This is a genomic window from Stenotrophomonas sp. G4, from assembly GCF_003428825.1.
Classification (GTDB): Bacteria; Pseudomonadota; Gammaproteobacteria; order Xanthomonadales; family Xanthomonadaceae; genus Stenotrophomonas; species Stenotrophomonas indicatrix.
Genome location: NZ_CP031741.1, coordinates 1,722,842 through 1,741,078 on the forward strand (window position 1 = coordinate 1,722,842; position 18,237 = coordinate 1,741,078).

Sequence of the window (18,237 nt, forward strand, 5' to 3'; positions counted from 1 at the left end):
TGTCCTGGCGACGGCCTGCCCTTCGCCGCCCCTGGAAACCAACCGCCGCCACATACCCGCAACGCGCTTCAATCCCTCAGGCGTCCTTCGCCTCATGCGGCGCCGCCGCCGCAGCAGCATCGTGCCCCAGCTCATACTCCGCGTCGTAGTCCCACGGCCCACCGTCAGCCGCCGCCGGACCGCACGAAATCGAGATCGCGCCCTGATCGGCCGGACCCACCACACGCCGGTTGATCGCGAACAGGTTGCGGCCCAGGTCATTGGCGGCCGGCGCCGTATTCGGCGCATGTGTACGCGCGGCCCATTCGGCTGCGTCCACCAGCACTTCAAGCGTGCCGGCCTCACCATCCAGGCGGATGATGTCGCCCTCGCGCACCTTGCCCAGCGGACCACCGCGTGCAGCTTCCGGCGTCACGTGGATGGCGGCGGGAATCTTGCCCGACGCACCGGACAGGCGACCATCGGTGACCAGCGCCACGCGCCGGCCCTGGTTCTGCAGCAGGCCCAGCAGCGGCGCCAGCGAATGCAGTTCCGGCATGCCGTTCGCACGCGGACCCTGGTAACGCACTACCGCGACGAAATGCTCGGGCAGCAGACCGCCGGCGTGCAGCTTGTTCAGCACCTGCGGCGCATCAACCACCACGGCCGGCGCTTCGATGGTGCGGTACTGCGGCTTCACCGCCGACAGCTTGATCAGCGACTTGCCGAGGTTGCCGCGCAGCAGGCGCAGGCCGCCCTGGCTCTCGAACGGGTTGTCGACACTGCGCACCACTTCTTCATCGGCGCTGCGCTCCAGGCCCGGCAGGTACACCAGCTTGCCATCGCGCAGCTGCGGCTCGCGGGCGTAGTCGGCCATGCCGCCACGGGCGACGCTGACCAGGTCACCATGCATCAGGCCAGCCTTGATCAGTTCGCCGAACACGAACGCCGGACCACCCGCCGCAGCAAAGCGGTTCACGTCGGCCTCGCCATTCGGATAGACGCGCGCCAGCAGCGGGATCAGCTGCGACAGCTCGTCGAAGTCGTCCCAGGTCAGCACGATGCCGGCCGCACGCGCCACCGCGATCCAGTGGATGGTGTGGTTGGTCGAGCCGCCGGTGGCCATCAGCGCGATGACCGCGTTGATGATCGCGCGCTCGTCGATGATCCGGCCCAGCGGACGGAAGTCGTCGCCCAGCGCGGTGATGTCCAGTGCGCGCTCGGTGGCTTCGCGGGTCAGTGCATCGCGCAGCGCCGTGTCCGGATTGACGAACGATGCGCCCGGCAGCTGCACGCCCATCGCTTCCAGCAGCACCTGGTTGGAATTGGCGGTGCCGTAGAAGGTGCAGGTGCCCGCGCCGTGGTAGGACGCCGATTCGGCTTCCAGCAGTTCTTCGCGGGTGGCTTCGCCGGCAGCGTAGCGCTCGCGCACTTCGGCCTTCTGCTTGTTGGGAATGCCCGGCGTCATCGGGCCGGCCGGTACGAACACGGCCGGGAGATGGCCGAAGGCGAGGGCGCCGATCAGCAGGCCCGGCACGATCTTGTCGCACACACCGAGGTACACGGTGGTATCGAACATGTCGTGGCTGAGCCCGATCGCGGTGGCCTGGGCAATGACATCACGCGAGAACAGCGACAGCTCCATGCCGCCACGGCCCTGGGTGACGCCGTCGCACATCGCCGGCACAGCGCCGGCAACCTGTGCCGTCGCGCCCAGTTCGCGGGCCACCGCACGGATCTGTTCGGGATAGATCTCGAACGGCTGGTGCGCCGACAGCATGTCGTTGTAGGCGGTGATGATGCCTAGGTTGGCCGTCACGCCGCCACGCAGGCGGCTCTTGTCGGTGCCGCCACAGGCGGCGAAACCGTGGGCGAGGTTGCCGCAGCTGAGGCGGCTGCGGAACGGGCCATCGCGCAGCGAGGCGTCGATCGCTGCCAGATAGGCGGCGCGCGAGGCGGCGCTGCGGCGGATGACGCGCTCAGTGATGGCTTGCAGTTGCGGATGGAGGCTCATGGGCTACCGGCGTTCGAGGTGGCGAGAGGCAAGCGGCAGCAGGGCGCCGCCGCCGACATCAATCAGCCCAGTGGACGCGCAGGCGCGCGCCCTCCAGGTTGATCGCGTTGAGGATCGGATACTGCTGCGGGTCGTTGCTGTCCAATGCCTGGCGCAGCACCTGCAGCTTCTGCTTGCCGCGCAGCAGCAGCAGGCGCTGGCGGCACTGGGCCAAGCCACGCGGGGTCAGGGTGATGCGCAGCGGCCACTGGTTGGCACCGGGGCATCCGGTGGCATCCAGCGCGGCGTACGGCAGGGTGCTTTCCAGCGCGCGGGTCAGGTCCTTCGAGCCCGGGAACAGCGAGGCGGTATGGCCGTCGTTGCCCATGCCCAGTGCGACCAGGCTTGGCGCCTGGCTGTGCTGGGCCTGAAGGTTGGCGGTGTACACGCATTCGGGCAGCGGCTTGCCGATCCGCACCAGCGGATCGAAGTGCGCACCTTCGGCACGCGTGAGCAGGTTCTCGCGCACCAGCCACGCATTGCTGTCGCGATCCTGCGGCGACAACCAGCGCTCGTCGGCCAGGCTCACTTCAACGCGGTCCCAATGCACGTCCAGCTCGGCCAGCGCCTGGTACACCGGTGCCGGCGTAGTACCGCCGGACAGCAGGATGCGTGCGCGGCCCAGTTCGGTGATGTCGTGGTTGATCGCCTGGGCCATTTCGGCTGCAACCGCTTCGATCCAGCCATCGGCATCGCCATGGTTGATGAAGTCGATACGGTCGTCCTGGAAGATGGGGGTCATGCGGCAACTCCTGGTGCGTCACGTTCGGCGTCGGCAGCATAGGCAGCGGCGCCCAGCAGTCCGGCGTGGGGATGCATCACGGCCAGCGACGGCACCCGCGCCATGATCGAAGAGAACCGGCCCTTGTGTTCGAAGCGCTGGCGGAAACCGGAGTGCTGCAATGAATCGAGCATCTTCGCAGTCAGCCCACCGGTCAGGAACACACCATCCCAGGCGCCCTGGGTCAGCACCAGATCACCGGCAATGGCGCCGAACACCGCGCAGAACACATCCACGGTACGCATCGCCTGTGGATCGCCGTGCAGGGCGCGGGCGGTCACGTCCACCGGTTGCAGTTGGCCCGGGTCGATACCCGCCATCTCGCAGATGGCGCGATGGATGTTGACCAGGCCGGGGCCGCAGATCAGCCGCTCGTTGGAGACGCGCCCGAACTGCTCGGACAGGATCTCCAGGATGCGGATCTCTTCCGGCGTTCCCGGCGGGAAGCTGACATGGCCGCCCTCGGTTTCCAGCGGGTAACAGCGGCCGTGGCGAAGGATCAGGCCGCCGACGCCGAGGCCGGTGCCTGGGCCGATCACTGCGTAGTTGCGCGGCTGACCCGGCTTGCCCGGAACCCAGGCGGCACCGCCGACCTGGACCACGTCATCGGGCTGCAGCAGCGAAATCGCCATCGCCTGCGCGGCGAAGTCGTTGATCAGGTGCAGTTCGTTGAAACCGAGCATCGCGGCTGTGCGGCTGCGCGAGATCACCCACGGATGGTTGGTGATGCGGGCTTCGTCACCATCGACACGACCGGCCACTGCGAACACGCCACGGCTTGCGGTGGCGCCGATCTGCTCCAGATGGTGGCGCGCGGCATCACCCAGCGACGGGAACTCCGCCACGGCGTACTCGCGGATGCTCTCTTTCAGCAGCGGGGCGTCCTGCGAGGTGTCGGCAAGGGCGAAGCGGGCATTGGTGCCACCGATGTCGGCGACCAGCACGGGCTGCGAGCTGGTACTCATTCCGACGCTCCGCTGTCCGGTGCATCCACGCCCTGCGGCAGGAAGTCGACCGCGTTGGCCGGGCCCCACTGGCCGGCAGGGTAGGGCTCCAGCGGCAGGTTGGCCGCCTTCCAGGCATCGGCAACGCTGTCGATCCAGGCCCAGGCGGCACGCACTTCGTCATCGCGCACGAACAGGGTGTGGTTGCCGTTGAAGGCGTCCAGGAACAGGCGCTCGTAGGCGATACGGCGATGCAGGCCGGTCGGCACCGACAGCTCCAGCTCCAGCGGCTGCAGTTCCAGCGCGCCCCATTCCGGGCCGGCCAGGCTGCTCATCAGGCCCAGCTCGATGTTCTCCTGCGGCTGCAGCTGGAACACCAGGCGGTTCGGTGCGGCCTGCGCACGCTGCGGACGCTCGAACAACCAATGCGTGACCGGCTTGAGGGTCACCACCACGCGGGTGGTGCGCTCGGGCAGGCGCTTGCCGGTGACCAGGTGGAACGGCACGCCGCTCCAGCGCCAGTTGTCGATGTGCGCGGTGACACCGGCGAAGGTCTCCACGTCGCTGCCTTCCGGCGGCTGGTAGGCCTGTGCGGGCTGGCCGTTGATGCTGCCGGCGGTATAGCGGCCGCGCACGCTGTCACGCGCGGCGTGCTTGGCATCCAGCGGGCGCAGTGCGCGCAGCACCTTGACCTTCTCATCGCGGATGCGGTCGGCTTCCAGCGACGCCGGCGGCTCCATCGCCACCATGCACAGCAGCTGCAGGATGTGGCTCTGCACCATGTCGCGCAGGGCGCCGGAGCGTGCGTAGTAGGCATCGCGGCCATCCACGCCTTCGCTTTCGGCGACCAGGATGTGCACCGATTCGATGTAATTGCGGTTCCACACCGCTTCCAGCAGCGTGTTGCCGAAGCGCAGCGCGATCAGGTTCTGTACCGCCGCCTTGCCCAGGTAGTGATCGAGGCGGAACACGCGGTCTTCGTCGATCCACTGGCCGATGGTGGTGATGATCTCCTCGGCGCTTTCGCTGTCGCTGCCGATCGGCTTCTCCAGCATCAGGCGCGCGGGTGCGGCCAGCGCGCCGCCCTTGGCCAGGCCTTCGCAGGTGGAGATGTACAGGCCCGGCGGGATCGCCAGGTAGCTCACGCAGCGGCGGTCGACCAGGTCGGACACGGCAGCGGCGACCGAGTCGACGTCGCGCAGGTCCACCGAGCGGTAGTCGATGCGGCGCAGCAGGGAGGCGATGTCCTCCTGGCTGGCCATCGGCATGGCCTGCTGCAGGCGTGGGCGCAGGATGTCATGGAAGGCTTCGGTGTCGTGGCCCGACAGGGCCAGCGCACGGATGCGGAAATCCTCCGGCAGCAGGCCGTCGCCGAGCAGGCGCAGCAGCGAAGGGAACAGGTAGCGCTGGGCCAGATCACCTGTGGCACCAAACAGGAAGAGTGTGTCGTGCATCGCTCGAGTTTCAGATCCGGGTGACATCGTTGTCAATCGCTTCATGGCTGGGTTCGGGGGACATCCGCGCAACTGCCTGTCCGAGGCTCATCTGGATCGGTTTTCCGGGTTGGCGGAGCACCGTTCCAATCGAAACCACTACAGCGGCAACCCTTCGTTCGGTCGACGATGCAGGTCGGTGCGCACCGACAGTCGGATAGTGCCACGTGAAAACGTTTACATGGCAGAATGGGCAACTGTATTCGATTGCAGTGGTCGCCGTCATGCGGCGACCGCGCAATCATCACTGCCATCGGGAGGGCCGAGGCAGTCCCAAAAGACAGCCCGGCGTCGGGCGCACTGGATGAGTGAAATGGCAAAAGTGCAGTTGCAGGGTGTGCGCAAGGTCTACGACAACGGCCAGGTTGCAGTGAAGGACGCCACCTTCGAGGTCGCCGATGGCGAACTGATGGTGCTGGTCGGTCCGTCGGGGTGTGGCAAGTCGACCCTGTTGCGGATGGTGGCCGGGTTGGAAGAGATCAGCGGCGGCACGTTGACCATCGGCGATCGCGTGGTCAACGACGTGGCGCCGAAGGATCGCGACATCGCGATGGTGTTCCAGAGTTACGCGCTGTATCCGCACATGACCGTGGCCGAGAACCTGGCCTTTGGCCTGAAGCTGCGCGGGCACGACAAGGCGACCATCGACAAGCGCATCAGCGAAGCCGCGCAGACGCTGGGCCTGACCGAGATGATGGACAAGCTGCCCAAGGCGATGTCCGGTGGCCAGCGCCAGCGCGTTGCATTGGGCCGTGCGCTGGTGCGTGAGCCGGCGGTGTTCCTGCTCGACGAGCCGCTGTCGAACCTGGATGCCAAGCTGCGCCACAGTGTGCGCACCGAGATCGCGCAGCTGCACCGCAAGCTGGGCACCACCATGATCTACGTGACCCACGATCAGGTCGAGGCGATGACCCTGGGCCAGCGCATCGTGGTGCTGAAGGACGGCATCATCCAGCAGATCGATACGCCGATGGCGCTGTACGACCGCCCGGCCAACCTGTTCGTGGCCGGCTTCCTCGGCAGCCCGGCGATGAACGTGCTGCGCGGCACGCTGCAGGGCGACGCCGGTGGCGTGACCGTGGTCGATGGCCAATGGCGTGCTCCGCTGGGGCAGGCGACGATCGATCCGGCGTGGCTGCAGAAGCCGATCGCCGTGGGCGTGCGCCCCGAGCACCTGCAGCCGGCAGGCAGCGAAGACACGCATGCGTTCACCGCACGCATCGAGGGCATCGAGCCGGTCGGCAACGAGATCTTCGTCAACATGAGCAGCGGCCAGCACGCGCTGACCATGCGCGTGGCGCCGCAGTCGCTGCCGGGCGTGGGCGAGGACATCCGGGTGGCGATCCACCCGCAGGGCCTGCATTTCTTCAACCCGGAAACCGGCGAGCGCCTGTAACCGGTAGTGCCGGCCGCTGGCCGGCAACCTCAACCCGGCGTGGTTGCCGGCCAGCGGCCGGCACTACCCATCCGGTGCGGACCAACGTTCCGCACCCACAAGGTCAGTGGTAGCGCCGGACCATGTCCGGCGGGCGCCTCAGCGCGCCAGGCCGTCCAGCAGTGGCATCCGCTGCGCGACCGCGTTGCCCACCTGCAGTTCGCTGTCGCCGGTCTCCAGCGGCAGCACGGCCAGTGCCAGATCGCCGGCCACGCTGGCCAGGGTGCCGAGCGCGACGCCGTCCTGCTGCACGCCATCGCCCGCCTGCGCAGGTGCAGCGGTATGCAGCAGCTGCACCGCGCGCTTGGCCTTGCCGAGGAAATGGGTGCGCGCGACGATTTCCTGGCCGGGGTAGCAGCCCTTCTTCACGCTGTAGCCATTGAGGCGGTCCAGGCCCAGCTGCTGCGGGGTCCACACCTCGCGCTGGCTCTCTGCCAAGCGTGGCAGGCCAAAGCGCAGGTCGGCCTGGCGCCAGGCCAGGGCGAAGGCGGCATCTTCGGCTTCGTCGCCGGCCGGGAAGGCCTCGACCGGGCCGATGCGCAGCGTACGGGGAAGTGCGTCGCTGCCCAGATCGAGCTCCCAACCCTGGCTGCCGGCCAGCGCGATGGCGGCGCCAGCGGCGGCTTGCGGCGCAGTAAAGGCACCGGCCACGGCCAGGTCTGCACGTACCTGCAGTTTCACTTTGCGGCGGAACACGAAGCGTTGCAGTTGCGACGCAATCGCATCGGCATCGCCGTCGGCGAGCACCAGCAGCACATGGTCATTGGCCAGGCGCAGCAGCTGGAACACCGCCAGGGTGCGGCCCTTGGCGCTCAGCCACGCGCTCCACTGCCAGTGCAGCAGGGGCAGGGCGGTCACGTCGTTGCTGAACTGGGCATGGGCAAAAGCCACTGCATCCACGCCCTGCAGGCTCAGCAATTGATGGCCGGGCAGGCGCGGATATGCGACGAAAGCAGGAGGAAGGTTGTCAGGCACGTGAACGAGGTCTAAAATTTGTGCGTTGCGAGACCCATCATGATAGGCCAAACAACCCCCACTCCCGACGCCGAAGCTGAAGCCCCGCTGGTCCCCCCGGTCCCTGTGCCCGTGGAACAACCAGAGGTGGAAGAGGAATTCGGTGGCCGCGGCGGACTTGATCCGGTGCGGTATGGCGATTGGGAAAAAAACGGACGCTGCATCGATTTTTGATCAGCATTGAGCCAACGCGGCCTTGTGCCGCCCAGCCGAGACAACGAGCCCAGCGAATGGCGACCAGACAACGTCCCCTTTCTCCGCACCTTCAGGTGTATCGCTGGCAGATTCAGATGGCCACCTCGATCCTGCATCGAGCCACTGGCGTCTTTCTGTCTGTTGGTGCCCTCATCATCGCCGGAGGCCTGTTGGCTCTGATGATGGGGCCCGAATCCTGGAACTGCTTCACCGGTCATGCCGGGGCCTGGTATGGCCGCGTGTTCCTGTTCGCGTGGACATGGTCGTTCGCCTATCACCTGTGCAATGGCATCCGCCATATCGTGCAGGACTTCGCGATCGGATTCCGCATTGCCACCTTCATCCGCAGCAGCTGGATGTCGGTGATCGGCAGCCTGCTGATCACCCTGGCGGTGTGGGCCTATGTGCTGTTCGGAGGTGCCGCATGAGCAAGTTCCGTACCCCGTTGAAGGGCGTGCGCGGTCTCGGTTCGGCCAAGACCGGCACCGAGCACTTCGTGCATCAGCGCCTGACCGCCGCCGCGCTGGTGGTGCTGGGCATCTGGTTCCTGGTGTTCGTGCTGGGCCTGCTGGGCTCGGATTACGTGACCGCCACCGCCGCGATCGCCAAGCCGTGGAACGCCGTTCCGCTGATCGGCCTGCTGATCGCCATGTTCTGGCATGCCCAGCTCGGCCTGCAGGTCGTGCTGGAGGACTACATCCACGAATCGCTGCTGGCCCTGGTGCTGCAGACCGCAGTGAAGTTCGTTGCCGTGCTCGGCATGATCGTCAGTGTGTTTGCGGTGGGCCGCATCGCCCTCGGCGTTGCCTGAGCCCAGGCGCCAAGACAGGAATCCAGACTAGATGTCCGCTTACAAGATTACCGAACACAAGTACGACATGGTCGTGGTGGGTGCCGGCGGCGCCGGCCTGCGTGCCACGTTCGGCCTGGCCGCCAAGGGCCTGCAGACCGTGTGCCTGACCAAGGTCTTCCCGACCCGTTCGCACACGGTTGCTGCCCAGGGTGGTATCTCCGCCGCGCTCGGCAACATGGGCGAGGACGACTGGCGTTACCACTTCTTCGACACCATCAAGGGTTCGGACTGGCTGGGCGACCAGGACGCCATCGAGTACATGTGCCGCGAAGCGATTCCGGCGATCATCGAGCTCGAGCACTACGGCGTGCCGTTCAGCCGCACCGCCGAAGGCAAGATCTACCAGCGTCCGTTCGGTGGCATGACCACCAAGTACGGCGAAGGCCCGGCGGCGCAGCGTACCTGCGCGGCGGCCGACCGTACCGGCCACGCGATGCTGCACACGCTGTACCAGCAGTCGCTGAAGCACGACGCACGCTTCATGATCGAGTACTTCGCGCTCGACCTGATCTTCGACGACGAAGGTGCCTGCCGCGGCGTGCTCGCGCTGGACATGTCCGACGGCACGCTGCACCTGTTCCGTGCCCAGGGCGTGGTGCTGGCCACCGGCGGCTACGGCCGCGCCTACTTCAGCGCCACCTCGGCGCATACCTGCACCGGCGACGGTGGCGGCCTGGCAATGCGCGCCGGCATCGCCATGCAGGACATGGAGTTCGTGCAGTTCCACCCGACCGGCATCTACGGCGCCGGCTGCCTGATCACCGAGGGTGTCCGCGGTGAAGGCGGCATCCTGCGCAACAGCAGCGGCGAGCGCTTCATGGAGCGTTACGCACCGCACTACAAGGACCTGGCTTCGCGCGACGTGGTCAGCCGTTCGATGACCATCGAGATCCGCGAAGGCCGCGGCGTGGGCGAGCACAAGGACCACATCCTGCTCGATCTGACCCACCTCGGCCCGGGCGTGATCGACGACAAGCTGCCGGGCATCGCCGAAAGCGCGCGCATCTTCGCCGGCGTCGACGTGCACAAGCAGCCGATCCCGGTGATTCCGACCGTGCACTACAACATGGGCGGCATCCCGACCAACTACCACGGTGAAGTGGTGCGCAAGGACGGCGAGAACCCCGATGCGGTCGTGCCGGGCCTGTACGCCATCGGCGAAGCGGCCTGCGTTTCGGTGCACGGTGCCAACCGCCTGGGTTCGAACTCGCTGCTGGACCTGGTGGTGTTCGGGCGTGCGGTGGCCAACCGTTGCGCGGCGACGATCACCCCGGGCGCGGCGCACAAGACCCTGCCGGCCGACGCCTGCGACAAGGCGCTGGGCCTGCTGGACAAGCTGCGCCACGCCAACGGCGATACCCCGACTTCGGTCATCCGCGATCGCATGCAGCGCACCATGCAGGCCGACGCGGCGGTCTTCCGTACCAGCCAGACGCTGAAGGAAGGTTGCGAGAAGATGGACAAGATCTTCGATTCGTTCCAGGACGTGAAGGTCTCCGACCGTTCGCTGGTCTGGAACTCGGACCTGATCGAGACCTACGAGCTGAACAACCTGCTGCTGAATGCAGTGGCGACGATCAACTCGGCCGAGCAGCGCAAGGAAAGCCGCGGCGCACACGCGCACGAGGACTTCCCGGACCGCGACGACGTCAATTGGCAGAAGCACACCCTGGTCAGCGTGGACGAGAAGGGCAAGTGCAGCTTCGACTACCGTCCGGTGCACATGTACACGTTGACTGATGACGTGTCCGTGGTGCCGCCGAAGCCGCGCGTGTACTGATCCGACCCCGCCTAACATGCAATCCGCGCCCTCGGGCGCGGGCCGCCTGAGCCAACGAGAGCAGCCATGGCCGAGTTTTCACTCCCCAAGAATTCCAAGATCACGAAGGGCAAGCACTTCCCCGCCAAGACCGGCGGCAAGAACGTGCGCACCTTCAAGATCTATCGCTGGAGTCCGGACGACGACAGCAATCCGCGCACCGACACCTATGACGTCGATCTGGACGCCTGCGGTCCGATGGTCCTGGACGCGCTGATCAAGATCAAGAACGAGATCGACCCGACCCTGACCTTCCGCCGCTCGTGCCGCGAAGGCATCTGTGGTTCGTGCGCGATGAACATCGACGGCACCAACACCCTGGCCTGCACCCGGGCCATCTCGGACTGCGGCAAGAAGGAAGTGCCGATCTACCCGCTGCCGCACATGAACGTGGTCAAGGATCTGGTTCCGGACCTGACCCACTTCTACGCGCAGTACGCCTCGATCAAGCCGTGGATCCGCACCCAGACCCCGGCACCGCCGGACCGTGAGCGCCTGCAGTCGCCGGAAGACCGCAGGAAGCTCGATGGCCTGTACGAGTGCATCCTGTGCGCGTGCTGCTCGACCAGCTGCCCGAGCTACTGGTGGAACGGCGAGCGTTACCTGGGCCCGGCGATCCTGCTGCAGGCCTACCGCTGGATCATCGATTCGCGCGACGAGGACACCGGTGCGCGCCTGGACGATCTGGAAGATCCGTTCAAGCTGTACCGCTGCCACACCATCATGAACTGCGCCCGGACCTGCCCGAAGGGCCTGAACCCGGCGCTGGCGATCGCCGAGATCAAGAAGCTGATGATGGAACGCCGCGCCTGATACGGTGCCGGGTAGTTGCATGACCCCAGCAGAGCCACGCCATGCGTGGCTTTGCTGTATCTGGAGAAACACAATGGATGAAGAAATCCTGCTGAAGAAGCTGCGCTGGCGGTGCCGGCGCGGCATGCGTGAACTGGACCAGTTGTTCGGTCGCTACCTGGACCGCGAATGGAGCAGTGCGCCGACCGAAGACCGCGAGGTTTTCCTGTTCCTGCTCGATTGCGAGGACGATAAGTTGTGGCGCTGGTTCATGGGCTACGAGGCCTGCCCGCATGCACACGCCGTCCCCCTCATGCACAGGATCCTCGCCCTCAAGCCTTGAGTGGCGCCCGTCGCGGCTGCAGGCCGGCGCCCAGCTGGCGGTACTGCTGGCCGCGCCATGGCTGCTGCGCGCTTCGGATCTGCCGTCCGCGCATCTGCTTCCGGCGTTGATCGCGGTCTGGGCGCTTGGCCTGGCTGAACTGGCCTGGCGCCTGCGGCGGCGCCCTGTCGTGCTGCAGCTGTCGCCCCTGCCAGCGCTGCTGCGGCTGGACGGCGGCGATATTGCCGAGCCCCGGCTGGTGGTGCGCGGGCCCTGGCTGCTGCTGCACTGGCGCGAGGGTTGGCGTCGCAGACGCCTGTTGTTCTGGCCGGACGTACTCGATCGTGCACAACGACGTGAACTGCGACTGGCCGTGGCCGCACGAAGCGTTTCCCGTCGGCCCCGGTCGGTGGCACCATAGGCTGAATCGACCGGCGTGCCTGCATGTTCAAACCCATTCCCGTGGCCATTGGCCTGCGCTACCTGCGCGCCAAGCGCCGCAACGGCTTCATCTCCTTCATTTCGATGGCATCGATCCTGGGCATCGCGCTCGGGGTGACGGTGCTGATCACCACATTGGCGGTCATGAGCGGTTTCCAGAAGGAAATCCGCAGCCGCCTGCTGCAGATGACCGCGCACACCACCATCAGCCGCGACGGCGAACCGATGCCGGACTGGATGCGCGTGGTCGATGTGGCCAGCAAGGATCCGCGCGTGGCCGGTGCTGCGCCGTATATCGAGATCCAGTCGATGATCAGCGGCCCGCGCGTGCAGGGTGCGATCATCCAGGGCATCGACCCGGCACTGGAACCGAAGGTGTCGGTGATCGACAAGAAGGTCACCAAGGGCAGCTACGGCAGCCTGACCCCGGGCAGCTTCAACCTGTTGCTGGGCAAGGAACTGGCCGTCTGGCTGGGCGTGGACGTCGGCGACCAGGTGCTGGTGACCTTCGCCGAAGTGCAGGGCACGCCAGCCGGCGCGGTGCCGCGGATGAAGCGCTTCACCGTCAGCGGCATCTTCGAGGCCGGTTACAACGAGGTCGATCGCGGTGTGGGTTTTGCCAACATGAAAGACCTGGAGCGCGTGCTGCGTTCGGATGGCGCCACCGGCGTGCGCCTGAAACTGCATGACATGGACCGCTCGCTGGAGGTGGGCGTGGACCTGGCGCAGAACCTCGGCGGTGCCTATCGGGTCAGCGACTGGACCCAGCAGAATGCCAACCTGTACCACTCGCTGCGCATGGAAAAAGTGGTGATGGGCATCCTGCTCTCGCTGATCATCGCCATGGGCGCGTTCAATCTGGTGTCCTCGCAGGTGATGCTGGTGACCGACAAGCAGGCCGATATCGCGATCCTGCGCACCCTTGGCTTGACCCCGGGCGGGGTGATGCAGGTGTTCATGGTGCAGGGCTCGCTGATCGGCATCTTCGGCACCCTTGCCGGCCTGATCGGCGGCATCACCCTGACCCTGAACCTGGAACGCATCCTCGGCGCCATCGAGTCGGTGTTCAACGTCAAGCTGCTGCCGGAGGATGTGTACTACATCACAGGCCTGCCGACCGACATGCAGACCAGCGACATCGTGGTGATCACCCTGGTCGCGTTGCTGATGAGCTTCCTGGCCACTCTGTATCCCGCCTGGCGGGCAGCACGCACCCAGCCGGCGGAGGCCCTGCGCTATGAATAAGGTCTTCAACCGCGGCGATGAAGTGATCCGTGCCGAAGGGCTGGGCAAGACCTACGCCGAAGGGCGCATGCAGACCCCGGTGTTCGACGGGCTGGACCTGACGGTGACTGCAGGTGAGACGGTTGCGATCATCGGTGCCTCCGGTGCCGGCAAGAGCACGCTGCTGCACCTGCTGGGCGGGCTGGATACGCCGACTGCGGGCGAGGTGTATGTCACCGGCCAGCGCATGTCGGCGCTGTCGGACACCTCGCGCGGCCTGCTGCGCAACCAGGCGCTGGGTTTCGTCTACCAGTTCCACCACCTGCTGCCGGAATTCACCGCGCTGGAAAACGTGATGATGCCGGTGATGCTGGCCGGTACTGCGGTGGCCGAGGCCAGCACGCGTGCGACTGCGCTGCTGGAATCGGTCGGCCTCGGCCATCGCCTGGACCACAAGCCCGGCGAACTGTCCGGCGGTGAACGCCAGCGTGCCGCGGTGGCGCGTGCATTGGTCAATCATCCGGCCTGCGTGCTGGGCGACGAGCCGACCGGCAACCTGGATGACCGCACTGCTGCGACCGTGTTCGAGCTGATGCTGGAGCTCAACCGTGCGCGGCATACCAGCCTGGTGCTGGTGACCCATGACCGCTCGCTGGCACGACGCCTGGACCGGGTGCTGGAGCTGCGCGAAGGGCGCCTGCACGCGCTGGCCCACGCCGACGTCTGAGCGGCCGGCCAGGCGCCAACCAAGGTTGGCGACTACCGGATTCGATGCAGGGCCTGAACGGGGCTGCCGGCCGTTGCGCCGGCACCACCTGGCGGGGCGCATGATGCACGCAGTTCCCTTGTGGAGATCGCCATGAAGACCCCGATTCTGTTGGCCAGCCTCTGCCTGGCCATGGCCGCCTGCGCGACTACCGGTCGGCTCAGCAGCGCCGAGAAACTCGACCTGTATCGTGCCCACGCTGGCGCGCCGCAGAACGACATGCAGTTTTTCGGCAGCCTCAATGGCTGGACCGAGCTGGGTGACAGCGCGCTGGCGGTGTGGACGCGGCCGAGCGAGGCCTACCTGCTGGAATTGAATGGTCCCTGCCAGGATCTGCCCTATGCGACCGCCATCGGCCTGACCAGCCGGATGAACCGCGTTTCGGCGCGCTTCGACAAGGTGCTGGTGCGCGATCCCACCGGCGGTCCACGCGTGCCGTGCTTCATCAACAGCATCCGCAAGCTGGACGTGAACTCGCTGCGGGCGGAGGAAAAGGAACTGCGGCAGGCGCAGGTGCAGGAACGCGAGGAATCCGCGAAGTAGAGCGGTAGCGCCGGGCCATGCCCGGCGGATGGCTGGACGCCGGGCATGGCCCGGCGCTACCGGCAGGTCAGGCTTCGGGGGTGAACCCGGCGGGCTTCTCCGCGTCCTTCTCGAACAGGAACTTCACCAGTTCCGTCTCCAGGAAGGCGCGATGCTCCGGCTTTCGCGGGGAAAGGCGGTTCTCGTTGATCAGCATGGTCTGGTGTGCCAGCCATGCGGTCCACGCCGGCTTGCCGATGTGGTTGAACACGCGCTGGCCCAGCTCGCCCGGGTAAGGCACGAAGTCCAGGCCCTCGGCATCGCGTTGTTCGTACTGGCAGAAGACGGTTCGGGGCATGGCACTCACTCGTGGTTGCGGGATTTTGCGGAAGTTCGCTTCGGGCTCTTGATGGGCGCGCCCTCAAGCAGTTTGCGGATGGGGGCAGGCAAGCCCAGTGCAGGCAGTTCGGCGGCGCCAACCCAGCGCAGCGTGGGTTCTTCCACGCGCAGGCCGTGCACCTGCCGTGACAATACCTGCAGGTGCAGTTTGTAGTGGCTGAAGGTGTGCTGCAGCACAGGCAGTTCCTCGGCATCTTCCAGCGAACCATCGACGTGGACGTCGAACCAGTCCTGCAGCTCGCTGCCCGCATCGGCCTGCGGAAGCGTCCACAATTGTGCCCAGATGCCGGTGTCCGGCCGCTTCTGCAGCAGCACGCGCTGCTGCTTGTCGCGCAGCAGCAGGGCCACCGCCTCGCGTTCGGGCAGCGTCTTGCCTGGCTTTGCGGTTGGCAGCTCGGCGGTGCGGCCTTCGCGACGTGCCACGCAATCGGCCTGCAGCGGACAGATCACGCAGGCCGGTCTGGACCGGCTGCAGACCGTGGCACCGAGGTCCATCTGCGCCTGGGTGTAGTCGGCCATGCGTCCAGCCGGCACCTGGGCGACCTGCGCTTCGGCGATGGCCCACAGCTGCTTTTCGATGGCGGGCAGGCCAGGGAAGCCTTCGACGCCGTGATAGCGGCTGAGCACGCGCTTGACGTTGCCATCGAGGATCGCGAACGGGTCGTTCCAGGCCTGGCTGAGGATCGCGCCGGCGGTGCTGCGGCCGATGCCGGGCAGGTCGTGCAGGGCATCGAAGTCACGCGGCAGGTCGCCGCCGTGCTCGGCCACGCAGCGCTTGGCGGCCGCGTGCAGATTGCGTGCGCGGGCGTAGTAGCCCAGGCCGGCCCACTGCGCCATCACCGCGTCGTTGCTGGCGGCGGCAAGTTCGGGCAGGGTGGGGAAGTGCTGCAGGAAACGGTGGAAGTACGGAATGACCGTGGCCACCTGGGTCTGCTGCAGCATGATCTCCGACAACCACACCCGGTATGGGCTGCGCGGATGCTGCCAGGGCAGGTCGTGGCGGCCGTGGCCGTCGAACCAGTGCAGCAGGCGGGCAACGAAGCCGTGCTCAGGGTCGGACGTGGCGCTGGCGTTCGGCTGGCGGGGCATCGGTACTCCAGGGGGCAGCCACCCATGGGTGGCTCTACTACGGCAGCGGCCGGTCACCCATGGGGTGGCTCTACCGGGTTGCAGTAGAGCCACGCCACGCGTGGCTGCACGGTGTATCAGGCACCCAGCGCTTCGGGCAACAGGGCGTCGACGAAGGCTTCCGGATCGAACACGCGCAGGTCCTCCGGGCGCTCGCCGATGCCAGCGAAACGGATCGGAATGCCGAACTCACGGGCCAGCGCGAACACCACGCCGCCCTTGGCAGTACCGTCCAGCTTGGTCACCACCAGGCCGGTCACCTTCACTGCGGCATTGAACTGGCGCAGCTGCGAAAGCGCGTTCTGGCCGGTGGTGCCGTCGATCACCATCAGCACTTCGTGCGGCGCGTTCTCGTCGATCTTGCCGAGCACGCGGCGGATCTTGCCCAGCTCGTTCATCAGCCCGGACTGGGTGTGCAGGCGGCCTGCGGTATCGGCGATCAGCACCGAGGTGCCGCGGGCCTTGCCGGCCTGCAGCGCATCGTAGGCCACCGAGGCGGCATCAGCGTTCTGCCCCTGCGCGACCACGGCCACGCCGTTGCGCTCGCCCCAGATCTGCAGCTGGGCGACGGCGGCGGCGCGGAAGGTATCGCCAGCGGCCAGCATCAGGCTGTGGCCCTCGTCCTTGAAACGCTTGGCCAGCTTGCCGATGGTGGTGGTCTTGCCGACGCCGTTGACGCCCACGGTCAGCACCACGAAGGGCTTGGCGTTGCGGTCGATGACCAGCGGCTTGGATACCGGCTGCAGGATCGCGATCAGGTCCGCGCGCAGTGCCGCCAGCAGGGCATTGGCATCGATGAACTCGCGCGCCTTCATGCGCTTGCGCAGGTCAGCAATCAGGTCGGTGGTGGCGGCAACGCCGACGTCGGCGGTCAGCAGCGCGGTCTCGATCTCGTCCAGCAGGTCGTCATCGAGCTTGGGGTTGCGCGAGAACAGGCCACCGAAACTGCGGGCGAACGCACTGTTGCGCAGGCGCTCGCGCCAGCCGGGCTTGCCCGCCGGGGCGGCCGGGGTATCGACCAGCACCGGCAGGTCGGCGGCGGGGGCGGCCGGTTCCTGCGCCGGGATGACCGGGGCCAGCGGGGCAAGCACCGCGGCGGCGGCGGCCGCTTCGGCTTCGAAGTTCTCCGGCGCCAGCACGCGGGCGGGCGTGGCTTCGGGGATGGTTTCCTGCGCCGTCTGCAGTGTTGCTTGCGGGGCCGGCGCGGTTGACGTTGCGGGGGCAACGACCTCGGGCGTGGCCGCTGGCACAGGCGCTTCCACCGTCGGCGGGGCTACCGGTGCGGCCGGGGCCTGCTCGGGTGGCGCGGCCGACGGGAATGCCGCCGCCAGCTCTTCAGCCGAGTAGTGCTGGGTCTTGGGCGCGTCCGGTGTGGCGGCGTCCTGGGGCTTCTTGCGGCGGAAAAAACTGAGCATTGGCAAAAGGCGCTGAAATCAGAGGGATATGCTACCACCCGGGCCTGTATGGCCGGCGTGGACTCAAGGTCGCAGCTGCGCGGCCGTTAACCGGTCCGGAGGGCTGCGTTGGGTGGCCTGGGAGACCGCCGATGAACGATGTGACAGGTGTTGCGCTCAGCGGGATGCGTGCGGCCCAGCAGGGCGTGCAGGTGGCTGCACACAATGTGGCCAACCTGGCGACCCCGGATGCGCCACGACTGCAGCTGCAGCGCGATGCCGCAGCGCAGGGCGGGGTGGACACCCGCGTGACGTCCCATGGCGACACCGATCCGACCGCACCGCTGGGCGACCTGTTGGCTGCCAAGTCCGAGGTGGTGGCCTTCGCCGCCAATGCTGCGCTGATCCGCCGCGAGGACCAGATGCTGGGCTCGCTGCTGGATCGGCAGGCCTGATCCGACCGGCTCTGGTAGGTGCCAACCTTGGTTGGCACGCTTTTGCAGTCAAGCCATGCTCGGCAGCTTTTCAAGCGCCAACCAAGGTTGGCATCTACCAGGCCAACAGCAGCGCCAACCAAGGTTGGCATTTACCAGGCCAATGGCGGCGCCAACCCAGGTTGGCATCTACCGGGGCAATGGCGGTGCCAACCGAGGTTGGCACCCACCAGGCCGGGCGATCCCGGC

At 66.9% G+C, this 18,237-nt stretch carries 20 protein-coding genes; 12 read left to right on the forward strand and 8 right to left on the reverse strand.

The genetic code is table 11. The features are described 5' to 3' along the window. Nucleotides 1–76 precede the first annotated feature (76 nt). The 4 genes from edd to zwf are packed head-to-tail and all read right to left on the reverse strand — an operon-like array spanning nucleotide 77 to nucleotide 5,211. Nucleotides 77–1,993, reverse strand: coding sequence for a phosphogluconate dehydratase (edd, locus tag D0Y85_RS08155; RefSeq protein ID WP_117310109.1), 1,917 nt, complete (start codon nucleotides 1,991–1,993; stop codon nucleotides 77–79). Nucleotides 1,994–2,051: 58 nt separating this feature from the next. Continuing rightward, nucleotides 2,052–2,774 carry a 6-phosphogluconolactonase gene (gene pgl / locus D0Y85_RS08160; protein ID WP_025878807.1) on the reverse strand — a complete coding sequence of 241 codons (723 nt, stop codon included), beginning with the start codon at nucleotides 2,772–2,774 and terminating at the stop codon, nucleotides 2,052–2,054. Further along, the gene (glk, locus tag D0Y85_RS08165) at nucleotides 2,771–3,778 is read right to left on the reverse strand and encodes a glucokinase (RefSeq protein WP_093819988.1); all 1,008 of its coding nucleotides are present in this window, start codon (nucleotides 3,776–3,778) and stop codon (nucleotides 2,771–2,773) included. Before glk ends, pgl begins: the two co-directional genes overlap by 4 nt. After that, nucleotides 3,775–5,211 carry a glucose-6-phosphate dehydrogenase gene (gene zwf, locus D0Y85_RS08170; RefSeq protein WP_025878809.1) on the reverse strand — a complete coding sequence of 479 codons (1,437 nt, stop codon included), beginning with the start codon at nucleotides 5,209–5,211 and terminating at the stop codon, nucleotides 3,775–3,777. The genes glk and zwf overlap by 4 nt, the downstream gene beginning before the upstream one ends. Nucleotides 5,212–5,563: 352 nt before the next feature. On the opposite strand from zwf, the gene ugpC reads away from it, so the two are divergent. Then, nucleotides 5,564–6,646: a sn-glycerol-3-phosphate ABC transporter ATP-binding protein UgpC gene (gene ugpC, locus D0Y85_RS08175; RefSeq protein WP_117310110.1), complete on the forward strand. Its 1,083-nt coding sequence runs from the start codon at nucleotides 5,564–5,566 to the stop codon at nucleotides 6,644–6,646. A 138-nt stretch (nucleotides 6,647–6,784) separates the two neighbouring features. On the opposite strand, the gene D0Y85_RS08180 is transcribed toward ugpC, so the two are convergent. Beyond that, a complete protein-coding gene (locus tag D0Y85_RS08180) occupies nucleotides 6,785–7,660 on the reverse strand; it encodes a folate-binding protein YgfZ (protein ID WP_117310111.1) in 876 nt (291 codons plus the stop codon). A gap of 39 nt (nucleotides 7,661–7,699) precedes the next feature. Here D0Y85_RS08180 and D0Y85_RS08185 point away from each other — a divergent pair, with 39 nt between their 5' ends. The 10 genes from D0Y85_RS08185 (at nucleotide 7,700) to D0Y85_RS08230 (ending at nucleotide 14,654) form a co-directional block, all read left to right on the forward strand. Further along, a complete protein-coding gene (locus D0Y85_RS08185; protein ID WP_080149151.1) occupies nucleotides 7,700–7,873 on the forward strand; it encodes a DUF1674 domain-containing protein in 174 nt (57 codons plus the stop codon). Between the two features lie 56 nt (nucleotides 7,874–7,929). Beyond that, nucleotides 7,930–8,322, forward strand: coding sequence for a succinate dehydrogenase, cytochrome b556 subunit (gene sdhC, locus D0Y85_RS08190; protein WP_025878812.1), 393 nt, complete (start codon nucleotides 7,930–7,932; stop codon nucleotides 8,320–8,322). Next, a complete protein-coding gene (gene sdhD, locus D0Y85_RS08195) occupies nucleotides 8,319–8,705 on the forward strand; it encodes a succinate dehydrogenase, hydrophobic membrane anchor protein (protein WP_025878813.1) in 387 nt (128 codons plus the stop codon). The genes sdhC and sdhD overlap by 4 nt, the downstream gene beginning before the upstream one ends. Nucleotides 8,706–8,736: 31 nt before the next feature. Further along, complete coding sequence (gene sdhA / locus D0Y85_RS08200; protein WP_080149147.1) at nucleotides 8,737–10,527, forward strand: succinate dehydrogenase flavoprotein subunit; 1,791 nt, start codon at nucleotides 8,737–8,739, stop codon at nucleotides 10,525–10,527. A 66-nt stretch (nucleotides 10,528–10,593) separates the two neighbouring features. Then, entirely contained in the window at nucleotides 10,594–11,379 is a 786-nt protein-coding gene (locus D0Y85_RS08205) for a succinate dehydrogenase iron-sulfur subunit (protein ID WP_117310112.1), read from the forward strand. A gap of 73 nt (nucleotides 11,380–11,452) precedes the next feature. Beyond that, nucleotides 11,453–11,701, forward strand: coding sequence for a succinate dehydrogenase assembly factor 2 (locus D0Y85_RS08210; RefSeq protein WP_025878816.1), 249 nt, complete (start codon nucleotides 11,453–11,455; stop codon nucleotides 11,699–11,701). Further along, entirely contained in the window at nucleotides 11,652–12,101 is a 450-nt protein-coding gene (locus tag D0Y85_RS08215; RefSeq protein WP_117310113.1) for a hypothetical protein, read from the forward strand. Before D0Y85_RS08210 ends, D0Y85_RS08215 begins: the two co-directional genes overlap by 50 nt. Before the next feature lie 23 nt (nucleotides 12,102–12,124). Further along, entirely contained in the window at nucleotides 12,125–13,366 is a 1,242-nt protein-coding gene (locus tag D0Y85_RS08220) for a lipoprotein-releasing ABC transporter permease subunit (RefSeq protein WP_093819978.1), read from the forward strand. Beyond that, nucleotides 13,359–14,072, forward strand: a complete 714-nt coding sequence (gene lolD, locus D0Y85_RS08225) for a lipoprotein-releasing ABC transporter ATP-binding protein LolD (RefSeq protein WP_032977862.1) — start codon at nucleotides 13,359–13,361, stop codon at nucleotides 14,070–14,072. Before D0Y85_RS08220 ends, lolD begins: the two co-directional genes overlap by 8 nt. A gap of 132 nt (nucleotides 14,073–14,204) precedes the next feature. Next, the gene (locus D0Y85_RS08230; RefSeq protein ID WP_117311883.1) at nucleotides 14,205–14,654 is read left to right on the forward strand and encodes a DUF6491 family protein; all 450 of its coding nucleotides are present in this window, start codon (nucleotides 14,205–14,207) and stop codon (nucleotides 14,652–14,654) included. A 67-nt stretch (nucleotides 14,655–14,721) separates the two neighbouring features. On the opposite strand, the gene D0Y85_RS08235 is transcribed toward D0Y85_RS08230, so the two are convergent. The 3 genes from D0Y85_RS08235 to ftsY form a co-directional block, all read right to left on the reverse strand. After that, nucleotides 14,722–14,991 carry an oxidative damage protection protein gene (locus tag D0Y85_RS08235; RefSeq protein WP_025878821.1) on the reverse strand — a complete coding sequence of 90 codons (270 nt, stop codon included), beginning with the start codon at nucleotides 14,989–14,991 and terminating at the stop codon, nucleotides 14,722–14,724. Between the two features lie 5 nt (nucleotides 14,992–14,996). Further along, the gene (gene mutY, locus D0Y85_RS08240) at nucleotides 14,997–16,121 is read right to left on the reverse strand and encodes an A/G-specific adenine glycosylase (RefSeq protein WP_117310114.1); all 1,125 of its coding nucleotides are present in this window, start codon (nucleotides 16,119–16,121) and stop codon (nucleotides 14,997–14,999) included. Nucleotides 16,122–16,237: 116 nt separating this feature from the next. After that, nucleotides 16,238–17,575, reverse strand: coding sequence for a signal recognition particle-docking protein FtsY (gene ftsY / locus D0Y85_RS08245; protein WP_117310115.1), 1,338 nt, complete (start codon nucleotides 17,573–17,575; stop codon nucleotides 16,238–16,240). A 131-nt stretch (nucleotides 17,576–17,706) separates the two neighbouring features. Between ftsY and D0Y85_RS08250 the strand changes: the two genes are divergently transcribed. Beyond that, nucleotides 17,707–18,009 carry a hypothetical protein gene (locus D0Y85_RS08250; RefSeq protein ID WP_117310116.1) on the forward strand — a complete coding sequence of 101 codons (303 nt, stop codon included), beginning with the start codon at nucleotides 17,707–17,709 and terminating at the stop codon, nucleotides 18,007–18,009. The last annotated feature ends 228 nt before the right edge of the window (nucleotides 18,010–18,237 follow it).

What these genes read in the sequence shown, in the direction of transcription:
- sdhD (WP_025878813.1), top strand. Translation starts at nt 8,319, where the DNA reads ATGAGCAAGTTCCGTACCCCGTTGAAGGGCGTGCGCGGTCTCGGTTCG.
- sdhC (WP_025878812.1), top strand. Translation starts at nt 7,930, where the DNA reads ATGGCGACCAGACAACGTCCCCTTTCTCCGCACCTTCAGGTGTATCGC.
- ugpC (WP_117310110.1), top strand. Translation starts at nt 5,564, where the DNA reads ATGGCAAAAGTGCAGTTGCAGGGTGTGCGCAAGGTCTACGACAACGGC.
- mutY (WP_117310114.1), bottom strand. Translation starts at nt 16,121, where the DNA reads ATGCCCCGCCAGCCGAACGCCAGCGCCACGTCCGACCCTGAGCACGGC.
- zwf (WP_025878809.1), bottom strand. Translation starts at nt 5,211, where the DNA reads ATGCACGACACACTCTTCCTGTTTGGTGCCACAGGTGATCTGGCCCAG.
- sdhA (WP_080149147.1), top strand. Translation starts at nt 8,737, where the DNA reads ATGTCCGCTTACAAGATTACCGAACACAAGTACGACATGGTCGTGGTG.
- D0Y85_RS08185 (WP_080149151.1), top strand. Translation starts at nt 7,700, where the DNA reads ATGATAGGCCAAACAACCCCCACTCCCGACGCCGAAGCTGAAGCCCCG.
- pgl (WP_025878807.1), bottom strand. Translation starts at nt 2,774, where the DNA reads ATGACCCCCATCTTCCAGGACGACCGTATCGACTTCATCAACCATGGC.
- D0Y85_RS08230 (WP_117311883.1), top strand. Translation starts at nt 14,205, where the DNA reads ATGAAGACCCCGATTCTGTTGGCCAGCCTCTGCCTGGCCATGGCCGCC.
- glk (WP_093819988.1), bottom strand. Translation starts at nt 3,778, where the DNA reads ATGAGTACCAGCTCGCAGCCCGTGCTGGTCGCCGACATCGGTGGCACC.
- D0Y85_RS08205 (WP_117310112.1), top strand. Translation starts at nt 10,594, where the DNA reads ATGGCCGAGTTTTCACTCCCCAAGAATTCCAAGATCACGAAGGGCAAG.
- lolD (WP_032977862.1), top strand. Translation starts at nt 13,359, where the DNA reads ATGAATAAGGTCTTCAACCGCGGCGATGAAGTGATCCGTGCCGAAGGG.
- D0Y85_RS08220 (WP_093819978.1), top strand. Translation starts at nt 12,125, where the DNA reads ATGTTCAAACCCATTCCCGTGGCCATTGGCCTGCGCTACCTGCGCGCC.
- edd (WP_117310109.1), bottom strand. Translation starts at nt 1,993, where the DNA reads ATGAGCCTCCATCCGCAACTGCAAGCCATCACTGAGCGCGTCATCCGC.
- ftsY (WP_117310115.1), bottom strand. Translation starts at nt 17,575, where the DNA reads ATGCTCAGTTTTTTCCGCCGCAAGAAGCCCCAGGACGCCGCCACACCG.
- D0Y85_RS08235 (WP_025878821.1), bottom strand. Translation starts at nt 14,991, where the DNA reads ATGCCCCGAACCGTCTTCTGCCAGTACGAACAACGCGATGCCGAGGGC.
- D0Y85_RS08210 (WP_025878816.1), top strand. Translation starts at nt 11,453, where the DNA reads ATGGATGAAGAAATCCTGCTGAAGAAGCTGCGCTGGCGGTGCCGGCGC.
- D0Y85_RS08215 (WP_117310113.1), top strand. Translation starts at nt 11,652, where the DNA reads ATGCACACGCCGTCCCCCTCATGCACAGGATCCTCGCCCTCAAGCCTT.
- D0Y85_RS08250 (WP_117310116.1), top strand. Translation starts at nt 17,707, where the DNA reads ATGAACGATGTGACAGGTGTTGCGCTCAGCGGGATGCGTGCGGCCCAG.